Below are 23,397 nucleotides of genomic sequence, written 5' to 3' on the forward strand. Positions count from 1 at the left end.
CTTATTTAACCTGTTTCAGTACGTCGGCAGTGATGTCTTTTACATCGCTGCTGTTGTAAGCAACGGCGTTTGCATCAACAACCAGATCGATGCTCTGGCTGCTGGCAACGGATTTCACAGCAGTCTGGATACGAGTAACCAGTTTGCCGCGTTCTTCGTTGGAACGACGTGCGCGATCTTGTTCAAAAGCCTGCGCTTTCTGAGCAAAAGTCTGGCGCTGAGCCATCACGTCTTTTTCCAGCTTAGTACGATCGCTACCGGCTTTCATGGACTGCAGCTTTTTCATTTTAGCCTGCAGATCGGTTTCCATACGCTGCAGTTCGCTGGCACGGCCTTTGAACTCATTTTCCAGCGTGTTAGAAACACCGGTTTTCTGTGCTACCTGCTGGAACAGGCTACCCATATTGACGATTGCAATTTTGTCAGCCGCCTGAGCAGAAGTTGCCAGTGCTAAACCGAGACCTGCAGCTAATAACCACTTTTTCACAATAAACTCCTTACCATCCCATTTGCACCGGAAGGTGCAGTTCTTTGCGTGGCCCGGCGATCTTATAAAGATCGCCAAAAGTCATCGCTACACTACCACTACATTCCTTTGTGGAGAACACTTACCAGGTTTTACCAATGTTAAACTGGAACTGTTCTGCTTTGTCTCCATCGTACTTTTTGAACGGCTGGGCGTAGGAGAACACCAACGGCCCCAATGGGGACATCCATTGTAATGCGATACCCGCAGACATACGGATATTGCTTGGATCACTATAGTCCGGATATCCAGAATATTGGCTGGAATCCCAGTTTGTATCCCAAACAGTACCCATATCCCAGAAGAAGGAAGTGCGGACTGAGTTAGCATACTTGTCGCTAATGAACGGTGTCGGGGTGATGAGTTCGAGGCTGGCAACCGCCATGGCGTTACCGCCTACAGCATCATCCGATTTACACAGATCTTTTGCGCCGTCCTGAGTCGCACATTCGTAGTCGTAGTCCGGATCATAATTACTGGCCTGATGCGGGAAGTAAACCGCTTTCGGACCAATGGTGTTGGACTGGAAGCCACGCACGGTGCTGGAACCACCGGCATAGAAGTTTTCATAGAACGGCATCTCTTTGCCGCCTAAGCCATCACCGTAACCCCAACGAGTACGGCCCAGCACAACCCATTTGTGATCGTCGTCGATCGGCACATAGGTCGCCGTGTCTAACGTCACTTTGTAGTATTCGTTATCCGATCCCGGAATGGTCACTTTACCCGTCAGGTTGACACGCGAACCATCCGTCGGGAAGTAACCACGGTCGAGCTTGTTATAGGTCCAGCCATAGTTGAACGTGAAGTCGTCCGTTTTGAAGCTGTTATCTTGATCAGAGGTGCTCGGATGTTCACCCATAGAGTAGAGATAACGCCACATCGCGACCTGCGGCTGCATGTTAGACAAGGAGTTATGTACATAACCCAGACCTGCACGCAGCGAGTTGTATTCGTTAACCGGGAAGCCTAACGTCACGTCTGTACCATAACTCTTGTTGGTATAGTCGGACAGGTCGGCGTCATCTGCCTGGAAGTCATTATAGAAGACACGACCACCAAGGCTTACGCCATCTACAGTGAAGTATGGGTTGGTAACGGACAGTTCAGCATAGGTCTGGTAATCGTTTTTAGTACCGTTAATACCAACAGCATAACCCGTACCTAACCAGTTATCCTGCTGTACGCCCGCCTGGAAGCTCACGCCACTTTCTGTACCGTAACCAATACCGAAGTTGAAGCTACCGGTGTTACGTTCTTTGACCTTGTAAACCACATCAACCTGGTCCGGACTACCCGGGACACGTTGGGTATCGGTATCAACCGTTTCAAAGAAGCCCAGACGATTCAGACGTTCTTTACCCTGATCAACCAGATCGCTGCCTAACCAGGCACCTTCCATCTGGCGCATTTCACGGCGCAGGACGGCATCTTTCGATGTGTCGTTACCTTCAAAACGGATCTTACGCACGTAGAAACGGTTACCCGCATCGACATTCACACGTAATTTAACGGTTTTGTCGGCATCGTTAATTTCAGGCATCGACTGTACGCGCGGATAGGCATAACCATAGCGACCGAGAAGCTTTTTAATATCATCTTCCATTTTGGTCACTTTGGTGCCGTTATACAGCTCACCCGGCTCGATTTTCGTCAGTTGCTCAATTTCAGCGGAGTGGCCGGCAAGATTGCCGCTAACTTCAACACCAGAGAGCTTATACTGATCGCCTTCGGTGATGTTCACCGTGACGTAGATACCTTTCTTATCCGGCGTCAGACTGACCTGAGTCGAGTCAATGTTGAAACGGGCATAACCGCGATCCAGATAGTAACTGCGCAGGGTTTCAAGGTCGCCCGCCAGTTTCTGTTTCTGGTATTTACGATCACCTACCACGTTCCACCACGGCACTTCGTCACGCAGTTGGAAATGAGAGATCAGTTCGTCGGTGGTGAAGGCATGGTTACCAACAATGTTGATTTGCTGGATTTCTGCTGACACACCTTCCTGGAACACCAGTTTAAGGTCAACACGGTTACGCGGCAGTGGTGTCACGACAGCTTTTACGCTGGCGCTGTATTTACCGACGCTGTAGTAGAAGTCTTCCAGACCTTTTTCGATATCAGCAATGGTGGTGCGATCAAGAGATTCGCCCACACGCACGCCAGAAGCCTCGAGGTTTTGCTTCAGCATGTCATCTTTCACCGATTTGTTACCGGAGAAAGTGATGCTGGCAATGGTCGGACGTTCTTTTACCTGAACCAGAAGGGTATCACCATCACGAAGGACGCGAACATCCTCAAAGTTGCCGGTAGCAAACAGAGCGCGAATGGTATTACTGATATCTTCATCATTAACCGTGTCGCCTGTGCGCACCGGCATACTGAGGAGGGCCGCACCAACGGCGACACGCTGAAGGCCTTCGAAATGAATGTCTTTCACTACGAACCCTTCAGCACCGTATACGGTGGCGCTGCTAAACAGCAGCGACGCTATGAGCAACTTTTTCATCGCCATCGTTATTATGCGTTCTTCCTAACTAACTCTCATAACCGAGAGAAATCATTGAAAAGTGCAAGCCCCATTAACAACACCAGCAGAATCGAGCCAATGCGATAACAAAAGTCTTGAACCCGCTCGGATACCGGTCCGCCCTTGATCTTTTCGATCGCAAGGAACAGCAGATGCCCCCCGTCAAGTACGGGCAACGGAAACAGGTTAATTATCCCTAAGTTCACGCTAATAAGCGCAAGAAACGGCAGATAATAAACAACCCCGAGTTCCGCTGTCATCCCAGCCCCCTTGGCGATAGAGATCGGCCCACTGAGGTTGTTCAGTTTCACATCACCGGTGATCAATTTTCCCAGCATACTGACCGTCAGCTTCATCAACTGCCACGTTTTGTCCGTGGCTTCGACGATGGCGTTGAACGGCCCATACTGGCGTACAACTTTATACTCATCTGGCAAAGGAATGACTTTCGGCTCAATACCGACAAAGCCAATCGCCTTGCCATTACCCGGTTTGCTCTCCGGGACTAATGTTAAAGACAAGGGACTCCCCTGCCTTTCAATTTCCAACGCTAAGGCTTTACCCGGGTTATCCCGGACAAGCATCACAAACGCCACCCATTGCGTTAATGGCTGACCATCGACTTTAACGATCCTGTCGCCTGCTTGCAAACCCGCCTTGCTTGCCGCTGAGTTTGGCTGCACATTTTCCAGTACAGGTTCAATTTGCGGCCCACGGGGACGAATCCCCAAAGAAGATACAGGATCTTCTTTATCAGGCTCAAACGCCCAGTGACGTAAATCGAGCCTTACATCGCGTCGCTGGTCGCTGCCGAATGGTGCTACGGTAACGGTGGTACTTTCATCGCCAATTTTATCGACCAACTGCAAACGCACAGCATCCCAATCAGGCGTTTCGATACCATCAACGGCTTTTAGTTCCGTACCTGGTGCAATTTGTGCTTGCGCAGCTATCGAGTTGGGCAATATTTCGCCAACCACCGGACGAACACCAGGCACGCCAATGATAAAAACCAGCCAGTAGGCAAAGATAGCAAAAATGAAGTTTGCAACCGGACCTGCGGCTATAATCGCCGCACGTTGGCCGACAGATTTATTATTGAAGGCCTGGTGGCGGAGTTCCGGAACAACCGGTTCTGCGCGCTCATCCAGCATTTTGACATAACCGCCCAACGGGATCAGGGCGATGACATATTCAGTGCCTGACTTATCAGTCCGGCGCCAGAGCGCCTTACCAAAGCCTATCGAGAATCGCTCAACGCGGACACCACAACGCCGGGCAACCCAGAAATGACCAAATTCATGCACGGTGATAAGCACACCCAGTGCAACGATGAACGAAGCCAAATCCCAGAGAAAACTCAGCATAATACCTTCCGTCAAAGCGTCCTGAATACCAGCAACAACAGACAAGCAAAGACCGGCACCGCAGCCGTCAGGCTATCAATACGATCCAAAATACCGCCGTGTCCTGGAATTAAATGACCGCTGTCCTTAATTCCTGCTTCACGTTTAAACATGCTCTCGGTCAAGTCGCCTAACACTGAGGCTAACGCCGCGACAATAGAGCAAATGAGTAAGGTGATAGGTGCAACGTTCAAATTCGCCCACATGCCGTAACCCCATGAGATTACCGCTGCGGTCGCGAGTCCGCCAATAAAGCCCTGCCAGGTCTTGCCTGGAGAAACCTTCGGTGCCAACTTATGTTTGCCAAACAATTTGCCAAACATATATGCGCCAGAGTCGGCTCCCCAGACCAGGATCATGACATAGAGCAGCCATATCGCGCCACTGTAATGATTCTCGTCATAGTGCCATGTCCGTAACGCCAGCATGCCCCAAAAGAAGGGAACAATGGTTAATACACCAAAGATAATGCGCAATGTTTTGGAGTTTCGCCAGATTGCCGCAGAACCGGGGTAGAATAACACCAATAACAACGCAGCAACCCACCAGCCAAGCGAAGCCCAAAGCGAGACTTCAACCAGCGGTTGATGGATATTTCGGTGATATTCCGGCAACAGAAAAAGCATCAGCGCCAGCAATAACCCGCACAGCACCGCCAGCCATACCCGCTGCGAGCGAGTGGTAAAACCGCTAAGCTGTCCCCATTCCCACGCTGCCAGCATACAGACCACCAGCGTAACAATAGCGAACCCCACCGGCGGCAACAGAAACAGTGCCGCGATGACTACGGGTATTAAAACAAAAGCAGATATCAGGCGATACTTCAGCAAAAGCGACCCCCATCAGGCTGTTTCATCACCAGGCTCGGTGCCGCCGAAACGACGCTCTCGATTAGCAAAGGCATTTAACGCCCCTTCAAAGTCTTGTTCATCGAAATCGGGCCAGAGAACATCTGTAAAGTAAAGTTCGGCATAGGCAATTTGCCAAAGCAAAAAGTTACTAATGCGATGCTCTCCCCCAGTCCTAATTACTAAATCTACAGGGGCCAGTTCATGCATACAGACATGCTGGTTTAGCATCTCTTCATCTATCTGATCCGGTTGCAGATTTCCTTGCTGCACCTTTTCAGCCAGTTGCCTGACGCCCTGGACTATATCCCAACGTCCACCGTAGTTCGCCGCAATATTCAACGTCAGACCGGTATTCCCGGCAGTTAACGCTTCAGATTTACGAATACGTTCTTGCAAACGCGAGTTAAAGCGACTGGTATCGCCAATAATACGCAGACGCACGTTATGCCGATGCAGGCTTTTTACTTCGCTATCAAGCGCCCACACAAACAGTTCCATTAACGCACTGACTTCCTGCGCTGGTCGGTTCCAGTTTTCACTACTAAAGGCATACAGCGTTAACGCCTCAATACCGTTGTTGGCCGCAAAAGAGACCGCCCGACGGACCGATTTAGCCCCGGCTTTATGCCCGAAGGCACGAATTTTCCCTTGCTTTTTTGCCCAGCGCCCGTTGCCATCCATAATGATCGCGACATGGCGACAGCCATGAACTGGCAATTTTTCGCTAAGTGGTTGAGTAGCAGACAACATCACGCGTTTCTTATTCCCTGAAAGGGTTTACGGTACTCAGGAATACTGAAGCCTATACAAAAAAAAGCCGTGTCAAACCACGGCATACCTGACCTTAGAAAGCCAACTACTTACGATCAGATGGCGCAGACTATATCACTGAAGCCCTACGCTAACAAATAGCACGACTCTCTGTAGCCGGATTATCCTCAGCTTGCGAGACGCATCACCTCTTTTCTGGCGACCTCGCGCGCATTGACATCAACAGACAACACATCGTCCACGCATTGTGGTTCGCGCATATCCATTTTTTCCAGCACGGATAAATTCAACGCGGCGATATCCGTAAAACGAATCCGTTGCGCAAGGAAGGCTGCAACACTAATTTCGTTTGCGGCGTTCAATGCCGTCGTCGCAGCCTGGCCTTGTTCAAACGCATCCATCGCCAGTTTCAGACATGGATAACGTTCATAATCCGGTGCGGAAAATGTCAACGCACTCAGTTTGCAAAAATCGAGCGGCTTCACGCCAGAGTTCACGCGATTCGGCCATGCCATGGTGTGGGCAATTGGCGTTCGCATGTCGGGTTCACCCAACTGCGCCAGAACACTGCCGTCCTGATAACGCACCATTGAGTGAATCACTGACTGCGGATGAATCAGCACTTCCATCTGGCTGGCGCTGGCGTTAAACAACCAGCGCGCTTCAATGTATTCCAGACCTTTGTTCATCATGGTGGCCGAATCGACGGAAATTTTACGTCCCATCGACCAGTTCGGATGACGACAAGCTTGATCTGGCGTCATTGTTGCCAAATCACGCAATGGCGTCTCACGGAAAGGGCCACCAGACCCGGTAAGTAAAATGGACACTACGCCATTTTGCTCAAGGTCAGCGTATCCCAGATTGTGCTGAATAGGTTGCGGTAAACTCTGAAAAATGGCGTTGTGTTCGCTATCGACGGGTAATAACTGCGCTTTGCTCTGCTTTACGGCGTCCATGAACAGACGTCCACAGGTGACCAGTGATTCTTTGTTTGCCAGCAGTATGGTTTTACCCGCGCGGATCGCGGCAAGCGTAGGTAGCAGGCCTGCGGCACCGACAATCGCAGCCATCACCTGATCAACATCGTCAAGCGCCGCCATATCGCAAGCAGCCTGCTGGCCACTTAAGACTTCGGTGCGGCTACCTTGTTGTTGTAGCGTCGTTTTAAGAAGTTTCGCACTCGCTTCATCGTCCATAACAGCATAGCGGGGAGAGAATTCCAGGCACTGTTCTACCATGCGAGTGACATTTTTTCCTGCCACCAGCGCAACTACGCGGAAGTGTTCGGGATTATGGCGCACCACGTCCAGCGTGCTGCAACCAATCGAGCCGGTCGAGCCCAGAATGGTGAGTTGCTTCATGAAACATCCAGAGTTGAGACAGAATAAAAAGCAAAACGCCGCCAGCCGATCCGCAAGGATCTACTGAGCGGCGTTTTTGTCGTTCAAGAAATCAGAACTGCATCAGTTCTGCTTCTTTGTCTGCCAGCGCCGCTTCAATTTTCTTGATTGCAGCGTCAGTCAGTTTCTGTACATCGTCTTGAGAACGGCGATCATCATCTTCGCTGATCTCTTTTTCTTTCAACAGTGCTTTCACTTTGTCGTTCGCGTCACGGCGCACGTTACGCACCGCAACACGTGCTTGTTCTGCTTCACCACGAACGATTTTGGTCAGATCTTTACGACGTTCTTCCGTCAGCGGAGGCAGTGGAACACGAATGTCGCTACCCGCAGAGTTCGGGTTCAGGCCGAGGTCGGACGCCATAATCGCTTTTTCAACGGCCGGAGACATTGAACGGTCAAACACGTTGATTTTCAGTGTACGGGAATCTTCTACCGTTACGCTTGCCAGTTGACGCAGCGGCGTCGGCGTGCCGTAATATTCCACGACAATGCCATCCAGCAGGCTGGGAGAAGCACGACCCGTGCGTATTTTGCTGATTTGGGTTTTGAACGCTTCTACGCATTTGTCCATGCGTACTTCAGCATCTTTTCTGATATCGCTAATCACGTTACGAATCCTTGAAAACTTGTCTCAGTCAGACCAGACAGTCACACACAGTGGAAGTGTGCTAAGTATAGCCCTGATTAAACATATTACGGGTAATCGTCTGGATTATTAGACTATTTTATTTGCCATTTTGACCCTGGGCAGTGCTCGCAATCCTCACGTACTTTTGTACGCTCCGGTTGTTGCGCGCTGGCCGTGACCAAACTGCCTGAAACAATAACGCCTTATAATCAGACTTACGCCCCCGCGATACTTATGCGGAATCTTACCCTTATTTATCCATTACGGGAATTATTCCGTAATCAAAGTCCCTTCTTTTTCACCCATTACCACACGGCGCAGCGCACCCGGTTTGTTCATGTTGAAAACACGAATCGGTAATTTGTGGTCACGAGCCAGCGTAAAGGCAGCCAGGTCCATCACTTTCAGTTCTTTCTCCAGCACTTCACTGTAGGTCAACTGCTCGTACATAGTTGCAGTTGGATCTTGCGCCGGGTCAGCGGTAAACACACCGTCAACTTTGGTTGCTTTCAGCACCACATCGGCTTCAATTTCGATACCACGCAGGCAAGCTGCAGAGTCAGTGGTGAAGAATGGGTTACCAGTACCGGCAGAGAGGATCACCACACGGTTATTACGCAACAGGCTGATAGCTTCGGCCCAACTGTAGCTGTCACACACGCCATTCAATGGAATAGCGGACATCAGACGAGCGTTCACATAGGCGCGGTGCAGTGCATCACGCATTGCCAGGCCGTTCATCACGGTCGCCAGCATGCCCATGTGGTCGCCCACAACGCGGTTCATACCCGCTTTCGCCAGACCAGCACCACGGAACAGGTTACCCCCACCAATCACCACACCAACCTGAATACCCAGTTCAACCAGTTCTTTGATTTCCTGAGCCATGCGATCCAGTATGCTTGCATCAATACCGAAGCCTTCAGTGCCCTGCAGAGCTTCGCCACTTAACTTAAGCAGAATGCGTTTATAGACGGGTTTTGCATTGGTAGCCATGTTTCTTTCCTGAGACTGTCAACGATTGAAATGAATTAATACTGGCGACATTGTACGTCGCTTTTCAGCGCAGCCCCATAAGGGTTAGCTGAATTTACAAGATGGGCGCAAAAAGAAGCCGCCCTCAGGCGGCTCCTTTTCGATAATTAAGACTGCTTGGACATCGCAGCAACTTCTGCTGCAAAGTCAGTCTCAACTTTCTCGATGCCTTCACCCACTTCGAAGCGGATGAAGCCAGTCACTTCAGCGTTATGCTCTTTCAGCAGTTGACCAACAGTTTTTGCCGGTTCCATAACGAACGGCTGACCGGTCAGAGAAACTTCGCCGGTGAATTTCTTCATGCGGCCTTCAACCATTTTCTCTGCGATTTCTTTCGGCTTACCAGACTGCATCGCGATGTCCAACTGTACCTGGTATTCTTTCTCTACCACTTCAGCGGATACGTCTTCCGGTTTGATGAATTCTGGTTTGCTTGCAGCAACATGCATAGCGATGTGTTTAACCAGCTCTTCGTCAGCGCCTTTAGCAGCAACCAGAACGCCGATACGCGCGCCGTGCTGATAAGAACCCAGAACGTCGCCTTCCAGCGCAGCAACACGGCGAATGTTGATGTTTTCACCGATTTTCGCTACCAGCGCAACACGTTCTTCTTCGAACTGTGCTTTCAGAACTTCAACGTCAGTGATTTTGCCAGCAACCGCTGCGTCCAGAACTTTGTCTGCGAACGCCTGGAAACCAGCATCTTTTGCCACGAAGTCAGTCTGGCAGTTAACTTCCAGAATGATGCCGTAGTTGCCGTCGATTTTGGTTTTGATCACGCCGTCAGCAGCAACGTTGCCTGCTTTTTTCGCTGCTTTGATCGCACCAGACTTACGCATGTTTTCGATTGCCAGCTCGATGTCGCCGTTAGCTTCAGTCAGTGCTTTTTTGCAATCCATCATGCCTGCGCCAGTACGCTCACGCAGCTCTTTTACCAGGGATGCGGTAATTTCAGCCATTCTAAAATCCTCGGAGATGTGATCTGCCCGGAATTAAACCGCACAGATATAAAAGTGAAAAAGGGGGCCATATGCAGGCCCCCTAACCAAACGTGTACTACCTGGTCTATAAGGGCTCTCCCCTTCATATTTCAAGCTGCAGGCGCGTTGTCTTCGCTCACTCAGGTCACTTACTTAAGTAAGCTCTCTGGGATTCTCGAGCTTGCCGCCTTCCTGCAACTCGAACTATTTCGGGGGAGTTATCAAGCCTTATTACTCAGCTTCTACGAAGCTTTCTTCCGCCTGGGAAGCCAGATCCTGAGAACGGCCTTCACGAACGGTTGCAGCAACAGCGCCCAGGTACAGGGTTACAGCACGGATTGCGTCGTCGTTACCCGGGATAACGAAGTCAACACCGTCCGGATCAGAGTTGGTATCAACGATAGCAAATACCGGAATACCCAGGTTGTTTGCTTCTTTGATAGCAATGTGTTCGTGGTCAGCATCGATTACAAACAGAGCGTCCGGCAGACCGCCCATGTCTTTGATACCGCCCAGGCTGTTTTCCAGTTTCTCCAGCTCACGAGTGCGCATCAGCGCTTCTTTCTTGGTCAGCTTGTCGAAAGTACCGTCCTGAGACTGAGTTTCCAGATCTTTCAGACGTTTGATGGACTGACGAACGGTTTTCCAGTTAGTCAGCATACCGCCCAGCCAGCGATGGTTCACGAAGAACTGGTCGCAGCTCAGAGCAGCGTCTTTCACCGCTTCGCTTGCAGCGCGTTTAGTACCAACGAAAAGGATTTTACCTTTGCGAGAAGCAATCTTGTTCAGTTCAGCCAGAGCTTCGTTGAACATCGGTACAGTTTTCTCAAGGTTGATGATGTGAACTTTGTTACGCGCACCGAAAATGAACGGCTTCATTTTCGGGTTCCAGTAACGGGTCTGGTGACCGAAGTGAACACCAGCCTTGAGCATGTCGCGCATGGAAACAGTTGCCATGATTAAAACCTCTATATAAAAGTTGGGGTTATGCCTCCACGTATCCCATATTACCGACCCCAAAGGGCACCCCGGAATATGTGCCGATACGTGTGTGTTGTTACACAAAGTGAGATTGTCGCTTCCGTCCAGTCCGTGTATACGAAATGGATCGGAAGTCCGGCGCGCTTTATACCACAAATACGCCGTGGACTCCAATAATTGTTGGTGCGGTGTACAACATCACACGATGAACTTTCTATTACAGGAAACCCTCGGTGGCACGTTTCGCGAAGTTCAGAATGATTCTCAATTTGGCAGGGTGTGATACCATTGACAGCACTTAAATATATATTGTCGGTATCACCGACGCTGATGGACAGAATTAATGGCTATCTCAATCAAGACCCCTGAAGATATCGAAAAAATGCGCGTCGCTGGCCGCCTGGCTGCCGAAGTGCTGGAAATGATCGAACCGTATGTTAAACCGGGCGTCAGCACCGGCGAACTGGATCGCATCTGTAATGATTATATTGTTAATCAGCAACACGCAGTTTCTGCCTGCCTCGGCTATCACGGTTATCCGAAATCCGTTTGCATTTCTATTAATGAAGTGGTGTGCCACGGTATCCCGGACGACGCCAAACTGCTGAAAGACGGCGACATCGTTAACATTGACGTCACCGTAATCAAAGATGGTTTCCACGGCGACACCTCAAAAATGTTTATCGTCGGTAAACCGACCATCATGGGCGAACGCCTGTGTCGCATTACGCAAGAGAGCCTGTATCTGGCGCTGCGTATGGTAAAACCGGGCATTAATCTGCGTGAAATCGGCGCGGCAATTCAGAAATTTGTCGAAGCAGAAGGCTTCTCCGTCGTTCGTGAATATTGCGGGCACGGCATTGGTCGCGGCTTCCATGAAGAGCCGCAAGTGCTGCACTATGACTCCCCAGAAACCAACGTCGTGCTGAAACCGGGGATGACCTTCACCATCGAGCCAATGGTCAACGCGGGTAAAAAAGAGATCCGCACCATGAAAGATGGCTGGACGGTAAAAACCAAAGATCGCAGCTTGTCTGCACAATACGAGCATACTATTGTAGTGACCGATAACGGCTGCGAAATTCTGACGCTACGCAAGGATGACACCATCCCGGCGATAATCTCGCACGACGAATAAGAGGAAGACAAACGCAAAATTGCCTGATGCGTCCTACCTTCTCCATTTGCAAGAAGTTGTAGGCCGGATAAGGCGTTCACGCCGCATCCGGCATGAACAAAGCGTACTTTGTCAACAATCTGAAGCCGGCGAATGCCGGCTTTTTTAATGCGATAATTTAATCTTATGGGTGGCGCACAATGAATACCCTTCCAGAACAGTACGCAAACACCGCTCTCCCCACCCTTCCCGGTCAACCGCAAAACCCTGGCGTCTGGCCCCGAGATGAATTAACCGTCTGTGGAATAAAAGCCCATATCGACACTTTCCAGCGTTGGCTGGGCGATGCCTTTGACAGCGGGATTTCTGCGGAACAATTGATTGAGGCGCGCACTGAGTTTATCGACCAGCTCCTGCAACGTTTATGGATAGAAGCGGGTTTCAGCCAGATTGCCGATCTGGCGCTGGTTGCCGTCGGTGGCTATGGTCGCGGCGAGTTACATCCGCTTTCAGATATCGATTTACTGATCTTAAGTCGTAAAAAACTCCCGGACGATCAGGCGCAAAAAGTGGGCGAACTGTTAACGCTGCTCTGGGATGTGAAGCTGGAAGTCGGTCATAGCGTGCGCACCCTTGAAGAGTGTATGTTGGAAGGGTTATCGGATTTAACCGTCGCCACCAATTTAATTGAATCACGTCTGTTGATTGGCGATGTGGCGCTATTTCTCGAACTGCAAAAGCATATTTTCAGCGAAGGATTCTGGCCTTCTGACAAGTTCTACGCGGCGAAAGTTGAGGAGCAAAACCAGCGCCACCAGCGTTATCACGGCACCAGTTACAACCTCGAACCAGATATCAAAAGCAGCCCCGGCGGCTTGCGTGATATCCACACCCTGCAATGGGTCGCCCGCCGACATTTCGGTGCTACATCGCTGGATGAAATGGTGGGGTTTGGCTTCTTAACGTCTGCGGAGCGGGCGGAATTAAACGAGTGTCTGCATATATTGTGGCGCATTCGCTTTGCCCTGCATCTGGTCGTTAGCCGTTACGATAACCGACTGCTGTTTGATCGCCAGTTAAGCGTCGCCCAGCGTCTGAATTACAGTGGCGAAGGTAACGAACCGGTCGAACGAATGATGAAGGATTATTTCCGCGTCACGCGTCGCGTCAGCGAACTCAACCAGATGCTGCTGCAACTGTTCGATGAAGCCATCCTCGCCCTCCCCGCAGATGAAAAACCACGTCCGATTGACGATGAATTTCAGCTACGTGGTACGCTGATCGACCTACGCGATGAAACGCTGTTTATGCGCCAGCCGGAAGCCATCTTGCGCATGTTTTATACCATGGTGCGCAATAGCGCGATCACTGGTATTTACTCCACCACGCTGCGTCAGTTGCGCCATGCCCGTCGCCATCTGCAACAACCGCTGTGTAATATTCCGGAAGCGCGAAAACTGTTTTTAAGCATTCTTCGACACCCTGGCGCAGTGCGTCGCGGACTTTTGCCAATGCATCGTCATAGCGTGCTCGGTGCCTATATGCCGCAGTGGTCGCATATCGTCGGGCAGATGCAGTTTGACTTGTTCCACGCTTACACAGTAGATGAACACACCATTCGCGTGATGCTGAAACTGGAAAGTTTTGCCAGTGAAGAGACGCGCCCTCGCCACCCGTTGTGTGTGGATGTCTGGCCACGCCTGCCATCGCCGGAGCTGATTTTCATCGCCGCATTGTTTCATGATATCGCCAAAGGACGCGGCGGCGATCACTCCATACTCGGCGCACAAGACGTGGTGAATTTTGCTGAACTCCACGGGCTGAACTCGCGCGAAACGCAACTGGTGGCCTGGCTGGTTCGCCAGCACTTGCTAATGTCGGTAACCGCTCAGCGCCGTGATATTCAGGACCCGGAAGTCATCAAACAGTTTGCCGAAGAAGTACAAACGGAAAATCGTCTGCGCTATCTGGTATGCCTGACGGTGGCTGATATTTGTGCCACTAACGAAACGCTGTGGAATAGCTGGAAGCAAAGTCTGTTGCGTGAGCTCTATTTTGCTACCGAAAAGCAGCTACGACGCGGAATGCAAAATACGCCGGATATGCGCGAACGGGTTCGCCATCACCAGCTTCAGGCGCTGGCTCTGTTGCGCATGGATAACATCGACGAAGAGGCGCTGCACCAAATTTGGTCGCGCTGTCGCGCTAACTATTTTGTCCGCCATAGCCCAAATCAACTGGCCTGGCACGCGCGCCATTTATTACAGCACGATTTAAGTAAGCCGCTGGTATTACTTAGCCCGCAAGCCACGCGCGGTGGCACCGAGATTTTTATCTGGAGCCCGGACCGCCCATACCTGTTTGCCGCCGTTTGTGCCGAGTTAGACCGTCGCAATTTAAGCGTTCATGACGCGCAAATTTTCACCACCCGCGACGGTATGGCGATGGATACCTTCATCGTGCTGGAGCCAGATGGCAGCCCTCTGTCCACTGATCGCCATGAAGTTATTCGTTTTGGTTTGGAGCAGGTACTGACACAAAGTAGCTGGCAGCCACCTCAGCCGCGTCGTCAACCCGCCAAACTGCGTCATTTTACCGTTGAAACCGAAGTGACGTTTTTGCCAACCCATACCGACCGAAAATCATTCCTCGAGCTGATTGCTCTCGACCAGCCTGGGCTGCTGGCACGGGTGGGGAAAATTTTTGCCGATCTGGGAATTTCGCTTCATGGTGCCAGAATTACAACCATTGGTGAGCGAGTAGAAGATTTATTCATAATCGCCACCGCTGACCGACGTGCACTTAATAACGAGTTGCAGCAGGAAGTACATCAGCGGTTGACAGAGGCCCTCAATCCAAACGATAAAGGGTGATGTGTTTACTGATATGAAAAGAGTTTAACAATGCAGCAGTTACAGAACATTATTGAGACCGCTTTTGAACGCCGTGCCGAGATCACGCCAGCCAATGCAGACACCGTTACCCGCGAAGCGGTAAATCAGGTGATCGCCCTGCTGGATTCCGGCGCACTGCGTGTTGCGGAAAAAATTGACGGTCAGTGGGTGACGCATCAGTGGTTAAAAAAAGCGGTGCTGCTCTCTTTCCGTATTAATGATAATCAGGTGGTAGAAGGAGCAGAAAGCCGCTACTTCGATAAAGTGCCGATGAAATTCGCCAACTACGACGAAGCACGTTTCCAGAAAGAAGGCTTCCGCGTGGTGCCACCCGCGGCAGTGCGTCAGGGTGCGTTTATCGCCCGTAACACTGTGCTGATGCCGTCTTATGTCAACATCGGTGCATACGTTGATGAAGGTACGATGGTTGATACCTGGGCCACAGTCGGTTCCTGTGCGCAGATTGGTAAAAACGTGCACCTGTCTGGCGGTGTAGGTATCGGTGGTGTGCTGGAGCCGCTGCAGGCTAACCCGACCATCATTGAAGATAACTGCTTCATCGGCGCGCGTTCTGAAGTCGTTGAAGGCGTAATTGTCGAAGAAGGTTCCGTTATTTCCATGGGCGTATACATCGGTCAGAGCACCCGTATTTACGACCGTGAAACGGGTGAAATCCACTATGGTCGCGTTCCGGCAGGTTCTGTAGTTGTTTCTGGCAACCTGCCGTCGAAAGATGGTAAATACAGCCTTTACTGTGCTGTTATTGTTAAGAAAGTTGACGCGAAAACCCGCGGTAAAGTCGGCATCAACGAACTGCTGCGTACCATCGATTAAGAGTATGTACACGGGCAGCATGATGCTGCCCGTTTTCTTTGCAGGGAAAGATGATGATTTCACGCCGACGTTTTTTACAGGCTGCCACCGCAACGTTAGCCGCAGGCTCAGGTTTCGGCTATATACATTACCTGGAACCCGGCTGGCTTGAATTAACCCATCAGCACATCGCCTTTTTTAAAGATAAAGCCGCACCGTTCAAAATTCTTTTTCTTGCCGATCTCCATTACTCCCGCTTTGTTCCACTCACCCTGATATCAGAAGCCATTGCCCTTGGAGTGGCGCAAAATCCCGATTTGATATTGCTGGGCGGCGACTACGTACTATTTGATATGCCGCTGAATTTTTCGGCGTTTGGTGGCGTACTATCTCCCCTTGCCGAATGTGCGCCGACATTTGCCTGTTACGGCAACCACGATCGCCCCGTCGGTACGCAAAAGAATCGCTTAATTAGCGAAGCGCTGAAATCAGCGGGTATCAAGGTGTTGTTTAACGAGGCAACGGTTCTCTCCACACAGAATCGACAATTTGAACTGGTTGGCACTGGGGATTTATGGGCCGGGCAATGTAACCCTCCCGGCGTAAACGACGCTAATCTGCCACGGCTGGTGCTGGCACATAATCCCGACAGCAAAGAAATCATGCGTGATGCCCCCTGGGATCTGATGCTGTGCGGTCATACTCATGGCGGGCAGCTACGCGTGCCATTGGTTGGCGAATCTTTTGCACCAGTCGAAGATAAACGCTACGTCACCGGGTTAAATGCGTTTGGTGAACGAAAAATCTATACGACCCGCGGCGTGGGAAGTTTGTATGGGCTGCGGCTTAACTGCCGTCCGGAAGTGACGATACTGGAACTGGTGTAGAACGTAAAATCTATCGCCAGAATAAAGCAGGTAATTTTTTAATTTTTACGCCATGATAGAAGTCTGGAAAAAGGCTTTCTGCGATCACAGTCGAGCCGGTCGGGCCAGGCCAAATGCTAAGATAAGCACAATTTACTGACTCATTTTGAGGTAACGCTATGTACGACAATCTGAAAAGTCTGGGTATTACCAATCCTGAAGAAATTGATCGTTACAGCCTCCGGCAGGAAGCCAACAACGATATTCTGAAAATCTATTTCCAGAAAGATAAAGGTGAGTTTTTTGCCAAGAGCGTGAAGTTTAAATATCCACGTCAGCGCAAAACGGTGGTTGCAGATGGTGTGGGTCAGGGCTATAAAGAAGTTCAGGAGATCAGCCCGAATCTGCGTTATATCATTGATGAGCTTGATCAAATCTGCCAACGCGATCGTAGCGAAGTGGATCTTAAACGTAAAATTCTCGATGACTTGCGTCACCTGGAGTCAGTGGTGACCAATAAGATCAGCGAAATTGAGGCGGATCTGGAAAAGCTGACACGCAAATAATAGTAACTGATGTCATTCTGCGAGCCGGGTAAAGTATCACCCGGCTTTAATTTTGTTATGAACCTACCGCTCTTCATCCAGTTGCAACGCCACATACAGCAACAGCCTGTCATCAAAATTACCCAAATCCAGCCCGGTCAATTCAGAGATACGGTTGAGACGATACTCCAGCGTATTACGATGGATAAACAACGCCTTTGACGTTGCCAGCGGCTGCACATTATGGCGAAACCACGCCGCCAGCGTACGCCGTAGCAAACCGTTATTATCCATCGCTTTGAGCCGTGCCAGAGGACGAGCCAGTTCGTTGGCTTGCCAGTCACCGCGCAAACTATCAAGTAAAACAGGCAACATCAGATCCTGATAAAAATAGCAGCGATTTTCTGGCATTCGCTGCTTACCGACGACCATCGTCGTTTTCGCCGTGCGATAAGAACGGGCAATACTGCCATGACCGGTAAAATAGTTACCCAGCGAAACGCGGAAACGTAACTGACCATACTCTTTCATGCGGGTAATGAGTTGTTCAACTCGCTTACGATGATCTTCCGCATCCCAGCGCCCAAACTGATTCAACGCCGGTTTTAGCACCACCATTTCAGTCAGCGAAACAATCGCAACCAGATTATTACGTTCCGGCATAGTCAGCGCGTTTTGCAGTTGCTGTAATTCCGCCATCGCGCTATCGACGCCAAGCTGACCGCTGTCGACCTCGACAATGGCTACTACGCGGGGTTGATTGAGATCGATGCCCAACCTCTGCGCCCATTCGGTTAATGCTGGCGTACTCTCCTCAGCCTGAATCAGATGCATCACCAGCTCTTCACGCAGTCGGCTATCCTGCGCCAGCAGGTGCATCAACCGTGACTGTTCCAGCATCATTTCTGCCGTCATACAGACCAGCTCGCCATATTTACGCAAATGCTCCGGTTCACCGGTCAGTCCGATCACGCCGACAATTTCGCCCTCAAGCCGTAACGGTAGATTGATCCCCTGTCGCACACCATGCAGATGGCGCGCCACGGCATCATCAATATCGACTACTCGCCCCTGCGAAAGTACTAGCAATGCACCTTCGTGCAATTCACCAATACGCTCACGATCGCCGCTGCCGATAATTCGCCCGCGAGCATCCATTACGTTGATATTGGTATCGATAATGCGCATAGTGCGCGCCACGATATCCTGCGCCATTTTGGTATCAAGATGCCAGCCAGCCATAAGCCCTCCGTTGAGCACGGTTTAGCATAAGGAAGTACGCAACGCACAGCATTGTGCAAATGCACAAAGGACAATGCAGAAATATGGAGTTGTGGAGGGAGTCACAAATTGAAAAGAGAACCCCTTCCCGTTTGCAGGAAGGGGTTGAGGGAGATTACTGCATTAACAGGTAGATGGTGCTGTCGCCGCGCTGAATGTTCAGTGCCAGAACAGACGGTTTGCTGTCGAGAACTTTACGCAGTTCAGCAATATTTTTCACTGCCTGCTGGTTCGCGCCAATAATCACATCACCTTTTTTCAGGCCGATCTGTGCAGCCGGAGTGCCCGTTTTCACGTTGTTCACTACCACGCCCTGATCTTTGCCTTTGTTGCTCATCTCTGCGCCTTCAATACCGTTGAAGATGGAGCTGGAATCAACCTGATTCTGGCTGCTCTGCTGCAGTTCCAGGTTCACGTTAACCTGCTTACCATCGCGCAGTAAGCCCAGGGTCAGTTTGCTACCCACCGGCATGGTGCCAACCTGGGCACGCAGCGCGGCAAAGCTGCTGATCGGTTTACCGTTCAGTGAGGTGATCACATCACCCGCTTTAATGCCAGCTTTCGCAGCGGAAGAGTTCGGCAGAACCTGACTTACGAAAGCACCGCGCTGGGCGTCAACTTTCATTGCTTTCGCCAGTTCAGAGTTCAGCTCGGTTCCCATAATGCCCAGCTCGCCGCGTTTCACCTGGCCGAATTCCACCATCTGCGAGGTCAGGTTTTTCACCATGTTACTCGGGATAGCAAAACCGATACCGATGTTACCGCCGTCCGGCGCGAGGATCGCGGTGTTAATGCCGATCAGTTCGCCGTTCAGGTTAACCAGCGCGCCACCGGAGTTACCGCGGTTGATTGCGGCATCGGTCTGGATGAAGTTTTCGTAGTTTTCGGCGTTCAGGCCGCTACGTCCCAGTGCAGAGACGATACCGGAAGTTACCGTCTCGCCCAGACCGAACGGGTTGCCGATTGCTACGGTGTAATCACCTACACGCAGCGCATCGGAATCCGCCATCTTAATTGCAGTCAGGTTTTTCGGATTCTGGATCTGGATCAGCGCGATATCAGAGCGCGGATCTTTGCCAACCATCTTCGCGTCGAACTTACGGCCATCGCTCAGTTGAACTTTAATGACCGTCGCGTTATCAACAACGTGGTTGTTGGTAACAACATAGCCTTTATCGGCATCAATGATGACACCGGAACCCAGCGCCATGAATTTTTGTTGCTGACCGCCGCCGTTACCGCCCTGGCCACCCTGGCAGAACGGAGAACTCTGGAACGGAGAACCGTCCTGGCAGAACGGAGAATCATCACCGAAGAACTGCTGGAAATTACGCGGCATACGCGGCGTATTAACGGTTGTGCTACCTTCTACGTTAATGCTGACCACTGAAGGCATCACCTTTTCGAGCATCGGTGCAAGGCTTGGCATCTGCTGGGCTGTCGTTGCTGAAGAAGTCTCAGCCGCCGTTGCAGAGAGCGGAGATAACGCCAAACCTAAACTCAGAGCCAGTGCACTCAGTGCTAATGTGGTTTTTTTCATGTATTTCAGTCTCGATTAACAGATAACGCAAAATTGCTGTGTTCTTCAGATTCGTTTTATAGCGCGAAGTTCCGAACTAAAGTTTCTGCAAAAAGTAAAAATTTATTGTCCGTCTTTACAAAAGCCTGGTTATTGTTCTACAGCCATCAGACGCCGGTATTCATCCCACGCATAGAGGTCTGTCATACCGCTGATATAATCCTGTAGCAGGCGGCAGCGATAATAATATTCCCATAGAGGAAATTCAGGAGAATCTGACGATAATTTACTGACGGCCTCGGCATAGGCCAGCCGATGGCGCGTGGAGAGCTTGTGGAATAAGCGCGATTCAATCGGGAAACGTTTCACCCGTTCTTTTTCTACCAGTTCAGTAAAGTCTGATAACGACAAACTTAATAAAGGACGATAAATCTCTAATAACCCACTAATCACCCGGTAGCCCTGTAATTCAAGCTGCTCGACATCTGGATGGCTAAATACATGTTTTACGGCGACATTTTTATATAACTTCAGAAGATCGCTACATTCACTGGCATCTTCCAACAGCGCATGATTAAACGTTCCGGCAAAAATCGTCGGTAAATTATCAATAAATCGTTGTGCCGCATAAGGCACCAGTTTATTGAGAGTATTAACCCGTAAATACATAAAAAACTGATCTTCCGTGCTGCGACTTAAGCTATTTGAGCGTGATTTTTCCCAGGCATTTTCTACTACCTGTGCAAACAGCGAACCTTTCTCATGCTGACCCCATGCCTCGTGGAGATGATGATAAAGCTGTTCAACGGTAAATATTCTTTTCTCAACCGCATCTTCAAGATCAGCCACACAATAAGAGATATCGTCGGCAGCTTCCATAATCCACGTTAATGGAAAACGACTGTAAAGAGCCAAATTAAGTTCTTTACGCAAACGGGAAATATAGACTTCTTCGGAAAGATAATAGCCCGGCTTTTTCATTAAATAGTTATGCGTCTCAGGCGTATCACCACGCCACCACGCCGGACGGGTATATTTTAAAATACCGCCAACCTGCGCCCAGGTGAGATTCATCCGCATCAATGTATGCACCAGGCGAATCCCCTGCGCATTGCCTTCAAAATGACATAAATCCTGACGAATTTTGCGCCGCAATTCATTGAGCGGTTCCTCTCCTTCCCTTAATCGCAACGTTGCCACACGACAGCGATCATCGGTCAGCGGCTGACTTTCGGCATCCCCCGGGTACAAACGCTGGCGAAACCAGTCATTAATCGCCGCTTCGCCAAAATGACCAAACGGCGGGTTACCGATATCGTGCATCAGGCATGACATCTCGACAATGCTTTCAAAGGGGCCGGTCAGCTCGTCCAGACCATACTCCTCCAACAATTTAAGCTCTTTCAGACGACTTAATATCTCTTTGGCGATATAGCGCCCTACCTGCTGCACTTCCATAGAGTGGGTAAGACGCGTGCGCACGGCGGCATTACGCTCAAGTGGGAAGACCTGGGTCTTTTGTTGCAGACGACGAATTGCCGGGGAGTTGATAATACGTCCCCGATCGCTTTCAAAGATCCGCAGGATCTCATGCTCGGTTTTAATACCCTGCGGTGAACGATAACGACGATGCCAGTTTATTTTTTTTCGGAAATCAATCTGTGTCATGTCCTCTCCCGCGTGAGAAATACGCTTCCCCTTAAGCGCATGATAAACTATGCCCTCAAATCGGGCTTATCGCGAGTAAATCTATGAAAATCGGCATCATTGGTGCAATGGAAGAAGAAGTTACGCTGCTGCGTGACAAAATCGAAAACCGTCAAACTCTCCGCCTGGGTGGCTGTGAAATCTACACGGGTCAACTGAACGGAACCGAGGTTGCGCTTCTGAAATCGGGTATCGGTAAAGTCGCTGCGGCGCTGGGTGCGACTCTACTGCTGGAGCACTGCAAGCCAGATGTGATTATTAACACCGGTTCTGCGGGGGGGCTGGCATCAACGCTGAAAGTAGGCGATATCGTTGTCTCTGACGAAACACGTTATCACGACGCCGACGTGACGGCATTTGGCTACGAATACGGTCAGCTACCTGGCTGCCCGGCAGGCTTCAAAGCTGATGATAAATTGATCGCGGCTGCCGAGTCCTGCATTGCCGAACTGAATCTTAACGCCGTGCGCGGTCTGATTGTCAGTGGTGACGCTTTCATCAACGGCTCCGTTGCTCTGGCGAAAATCCGTCACAACTTCCCGCAAGCCATTGCGGTAGAGATGGAAGCGACGGCTATCGCTCATGTCTGCCACAATTTTAACGTACCGTTTGTGGTGGTGCGCGCCATCTCTGACGTGGCCGATCAGCAGTCTCATCTCAGCTTCGACGAATTTCTGGCCGTTGCAGCCAAACAGTCCAGCCTGATGGTTGAGTCACTGGTGCAGAAACTGACTCATGGCTAAGTCACTGTTCAGGGCGCTGGTCGCCCTGTCTTTTCTCGCGCCGCTGTGGCTCAACGCCGCGCCGCGCGTTATCACTCTTTCTCCCGCCAACACTGAACTTGCCTTTGCCGCCGGGATCACCCCGGTAGGGGTCAGCAGTTATTCCGACTATCCACCAGAAGCCCGGAAGATTGAGCAGGTTTCCACCTGGCAGGGGATGAATCTGGAGCGCATCGTGGCGCTGAAGCCCGATCTGGTGATTGCCTGGCGCGGGGGCAATGCCGAGCGGCAGGTTGACCAACTGATTTCGCTGGGAATAAAAGTGATGTGGGTCGATGCGACAAGCATTGAACAAATTGCTGATGCGCTACGCCAACTGGCACCCTGGAGCCCGCAGCCAGACAAAGCCGGGCAAGCCGCGCAAACCTTACTGGAACAGTATGCGCAACTGAAAGCGCAATATGCTGATAAACCTAAAAAACGTGTTTTCTTACAATTCGGCATTAATCCGCCGTTCACCAGCGGAAAAGAGTCGATTCAGAACCAGGTGCTGGAAGTTTGCGGCGGAGAAAACATCTTTAAAGACAGCCGGGTTCCCTGGCCGCAGGTTAGCCGCGAACAGGTATTAGCACGCGCCCCACAGGCTATTGTCATCACGGGCGGAGCGGATAAAATTCCTAAAATAAAGCAATACTGGGGCGAACAGCTCAAAATTCCCGTTATTCCTCTCACGAGCGACTGGTTTGAACGCGCAAGCCCACGTATTATCCTCGCTGCACAACAACTCTGTAATGCGCTTTCACAGGTGGATTAGCGCCT

20 protein-coding genes are annotated in these 23,397 nt (G+C 50.7%); 7 read left to right on the plus strand and 13 right to left on the minus strand.

Annotation, left to right across the window (positions count from 1 at the left end; all coding sequences use genetic code 11):
* Window position 1: 1 nt before the first annotated feature.
* From skp to rpsB, 10 genes are all read right to left on the minus strand, one after another.
* Window positions 2-487: a molecular chaperone Skp gene (skp, locus tag BEA93_RS10950; RefSeq protein ID WP_000758958.1), complete on the minus strand. Its 486-nt coding sequence runs from the start codon at window positions 485-487 to the stop codon at window positions 2-4.
* 121 nt (window positions 488-608) lie between these two features.
* Window positions 609-3,041: an outer membrane protein assembly factor BamA gene (gene bamA / locus BEA93_RS10955; RefSeq protein WP_001240903.1), complete on the minus strand. Its 2,433-nt coding sequence runs from the start codon at window positions 3,039-3,041 to the stop codon at window positions 609-611.
* A 29-nt stretch (window positions 3,042-3,070) separates the two neighbouring features.
* Entirely contained in the window at window positions 3,071-4,423 is a 1,353-nt protein-coding gene (gene rseP / locus BEA93_RS10960) for a sigma E protease regulator RseP (RefSeq protein WP_000948226.1), read from the minus strand.
* A gap of 11 nt (window positions 4,424-4,434) precedes the next feature.
* On the minus strand, window positions 4,435-5,292 hold the full coding sequence (gene cdsA / locus BEA93_RS10965) for a phosphatidate cytidylyltransferase (RefSeq protein ID WP_000922453.1): 858 nt from the start codon (window positions 5,290-5,292) through the stop codon (window positions 4,435-4,437).
* Window positions 5,293-5,304: 12 nt separating this feature from the next.
* Window positions 5,305-6,063 carry a (2E,6E)-farnesyl-diphosphate-specific ditrans,polycis-undecaprenyl-diphosphate synthase gene (gene ispU / locus BEA93_RS10970; protein ID WP_001517776.1) on the minus strand — a complete coding sequence of 253 codons (759 nt, stop codon included), beginning with the start codon at window positions 6,061-6,063 and terminating at the stop codon, window positions 5,305-5,307.
* Between the two features lie 188 nt (window positions 6,064-6,251).
* Window positions 6,252-7,448, minus strand: a complete 1,197-nt coding sequence (ispC, locus tag BEA93_RS10975) for a 1-deoxy-D-xylulose-5-phosphate reductoisomerase (protein ID WP_000811946.1) — start codon at window positions 7,446-7,448, stop codon at window positions 6,252-6,254.
* A 91-nt stretch (window positions 7,449-7,539) separates the two neighbouring features.
* Entirely contained in the window at window positions 7,540-8,097 is a 558-nt protein-coding gene (frr, locus tag BEA93_RS10980) for a ribosome recycling factor (protein WP_000622419.1), read from the minus strand.
* A gap of 291 nt (window positions 8,098-8,388) precedes the next feature.
* The gene (gene pyrH / locus BEA93_RS10985) at window positions 8,389-9,114 is read right to left on the minus strand and encodes a UMP kinase (RefSeq protein ID WP_000224575.1); all 726 of its coding nucleotides are present in this window, start codon (window positions 9,112-9,114) and stop codon (window positions 8,389-8,391) included.
* A gap of 146 nt (window positions 9,115-9,260) precedes the next feature.
* Complete coding sequence (gene tsf / locus BEA93_RS10990) at window positions 9,261-10,112, minus strand: translation elongation factor Ts (protein WP_000818112.1); 852 nt, start codon at window positions 10,110-10,112, stop codon at window positions 9,261-9,263.
* A gap of 252 nt (window positions 10,113-10,364) precedes the next feature.
* Window positions 10,365-11,090, minus strand: coding sequence for a 30S ribosomal protein S2 (rpsB, locus tag BEA93_RS11000; RefSeq protein WP_000246882.1), 726 nt, complete (start codon window positions 11,088-11,090; stop codon window positions 10,365-10,367).
* Window positions 11,091-11,457: 367 nt separating this feature from the next.
* Between rpsB and map the strand changes: the two genes are divergently transcribed.
* The 5 genes from map to BEA93_RS11030 all read left to right on the plus strand — a co-directional run bounded on the left by map (window position 11,458) and on the right by BEA93_RS11030 (window position 17,370).
* Complete coding sequence (gene map, locus BEA93_RS11010) at window positions 11,458-12,252, plus strand: type I methionyl aminopeptidase (RefSeq protein WP_001018205.1); 795 nt, start codon at window positions 11,458-11,460, stop codon at window positions 12,250-12,252.
* Window positions 12,253-12,431: 179 nt separating this feature from the next.
* Window positions 12,432-15,104, plus strand: a complete 2,673-nt coding sequence (glnD, locus tag BEA93_RS11015; RefSeq protein WP_001517774.1) for a bifunctional uridylyltransferase/uridylyl-removing protein GlnD — start codon at window positions 12,432-12,434, stop codon at window positions 15,102-15,104.
* 30 nt (window positions 15,105-15,134) lie between these two features.
* A complete protein-coding gene (dapD, locus tag BEA93_RS11020; protein WP_001186657.1) occupies window positions 15,135-15,959 on the plus strand; it encodes a 2,3,4,5-tetrahydropyridine-2,6-dicarboxylate N-succinyltransferase in 825 nt (274 codons plus the stop codon).
* Window positions 15,960-16,012: 53 nt separating this feature from the next.
* Window positions 16,013-16,825 (plus strand): phosphodiesterase YaeI, encoded by an 813-nt coding sequence (gene yaeI, locus BEA93_RS11025; RefSeq protein WP_024191943.1) that lies wholly within the window; start codon window positions 16,013-16,015, stop codon window positions 16,823-16,825.
* Window positions 16,826-16,983: 158 nt separating this feature from the next.
* Window positions 16,984-17,370, plus strand: a complete 387-nt coding sequence (locus BEA93_RS11030; protein ID WP_000272188.1) for a DUF3461 family protein — start codon at window positions 16,984-16,986, stop codon at window positions 17,368-17,370.
* A gap of 63 nt (window positions 17,371-17,433) precedes the next feature.
* On the opposite strand, the gene cdaR is transcribed toward BEA93_RS11030, so the two are convergent.
* From cdaR to dgt, 3 genes are all read right to left on the minus strand, one after another.
* Window positions 17,434-18,591, minus strand: coding sequence for a DNA-binding transcriptional regulator CdaR (gene cdaR / locus BEA93_RS11035; RefSeq protein WP_000929415.1), 1,158 nt, complete (start codon window positions 18,589-18,591; stop codon window positions 17,434-17,436).
* Between the two features lie 154 nt (window positions 18,592-18,745).
* A complete protein-coding gene (degP, locus tag BEA93_RS11040; RefSeq protein ID WP_001517772.1) occupies window positions 18,746-20,170 on the minus strand; it encodes a serine endoprotease DegP in 1,425 nt (474 codons plus the stop codon).
* A gap of 129 nt (window positions 20,171-20,299) precedes the next feature.
* The gene (gene dgt, locus BEA93_RS11050; RefSeq protein ID WP_105224939.1) at window positions 20,300-21,817 is read right to left on the minus strand and encodes a dGTPase; all 1,518 of its coding nucleotides are present in this window, start codon (window positions 21,815-21,817) and stop codon (window positions 20,300-20,302) included.
* Between the two features lie 83 nt (window positions 21,818-21,900).
* Here dgt and mtnN point away from each other — a divergent pair, with 83 nt between their 5' ends.
* Together mtnN and btuF are read left to right on the plus strand one after the other, a co-directional pair.
* A complete protein-coding gene (mtnN, locus tag BEA93_RS11055) occupies window positions 21,901-22,599 on the plus strand; it encodes a 5'-methylthioadenosine/S-adenosylhomocysteine nucleosidase (RefSeq protein ID WP_000689856.1) in 699 nt (232 codons plus the stop codon).
* Window positions 22,592-23,392: a vitamin B12 ABC transporter substrate-binding protein BtuF gene (gene btuF, locus BEA93_RS11060; RefSeq protein WP_001129924.1), complete on the plus strand. Its 801-nt coding sequence runs from the start codon at window positions 22,592-22,594 to the stop codon at window positions 23,390-23,392. The genes mtnN and btuF overlap by 8 nt, the downstream gene beginning before the upstream one ends.
* The last annotated feature ends 5 nt before the right edge of the window (window positions 23,393-23,397 follow it).

The sequence above is a fragment of the Escherichia sp. MOD1-EC5950 genome, assembly GCF_002965345.1.
GTDB classification, from domain to species: domain Bacteria; phylum Pseudomonadota; class Gammaproteobacteria; order Enterobacterales; family Enterobacteriaceae; genus Escherichia; species Escherichia marmotae.

Coding starts and splice junctions, on each gene's coding strand:
- tsf (WP_000818112.1), bottom strand. CDS start 10,112: ATGGCTGAAATTACCGCATCCCTGGTAAAAGAGCTGCGTGAGCGTACT.
- yaeI (WP_024191943.1), top strand. CDS start 16,013: ATGATTTCACGCCGACGTTTTTTACAGGCTGCCACCGCAACGTTAGCC.
- degP (WP_001517772.1), bottom strand. CDS start 20,170: ATGAAAAAAACCACATTAGCACTGAGTGCACTGGCTCTGAGTTTAGGT.
- BEA93_RS11030 (WP_000272188.1), top strand. CDS start 16,984: ATGTACGACAATCTGAAAAGTCTGGGTATTACCAATCCTGAAGAAATT.
- rpsB (WP_000246882.1), bottom strand. CDS start 11,090: ATGGCAACTGTTTCCATGCGCGACATGCTCAAGGCTGGTGTTCACTTC.
- bamA (WP_001240903.1), bottom strand. CDS start 3,041: ATGGCGATGAAAAAGTTGCTCATAGCGTCGCTGCTGTTTAGCAGCGCC.
- cdaR (WP_000929415.1), bottom strand. CDS start 18,591: ATGGCTGGCTGGCATCTTGATACCAAAATGGCGCAGGATATCGTGGCG.
- glnD (WP_001517774.1), top strand. CDS start 12,432: ATGAATACCCTTCCAGAACAGTACGCAAACACCGCTCTCCCCACCCTT.
- pyrH (WP_000224575.1), bottom strand. CDS start 9,114: ATGGCTACCAATGCAAAACCCGTCTATAAACGCATTCTGCTTAAGTTA.
- ispC (WP_000811946.1), bottom strand. CDS start 7,448: ATGAAGCAACTCACCATTCTGGGCTCGACCGGCTCGATTGGTTGCAGC.
- ispU (WP_001517776.1), bottom strand. CDS start 6,063: ATGTTGTCTGCTACTCAACCACTTAGCGAAAAATTGCCAGTTCATGGC.
- map (WP_001018205.1), top strand. CDS start 11,458: ATGGCTATCTCAATCAAGACCCCTGAAGATATCGAAAAAATGCGCGTC.
- mtnN (WP_000689856.1), top strand. CDS start 21,901: ATGAAAATCGGCATCATTGGTGCAATGGAAGAAGAAGTTACGCTGCTG.
- btuF (WP_001129924.1), top strand. CDS start 22,592: ATGGCTAAGTCACTGTTCAGGGCGCTGGTCGCCCTGTCTTTTCTCGCG.
- rseP (WP_000948226.1), bottom strand. CDS start 4,423: ATGCTGAGTTTTCTCTGGGATTTGGCTTCGTTCATCGTTGCACTGGGT.
- dgt (WP_105224939.1), bottom strand. CDS start 21,817: ATGACACAGATTGATTTCCGAAAAAAAATAAACTGGCATCGTCGTTAT.
- dapD (WP_001186657.1), top strand. CDS start 15,135: ATGCAGCAGTTACAGAACATTATTGAGACCGCTTTTGAACGCCGTGCC.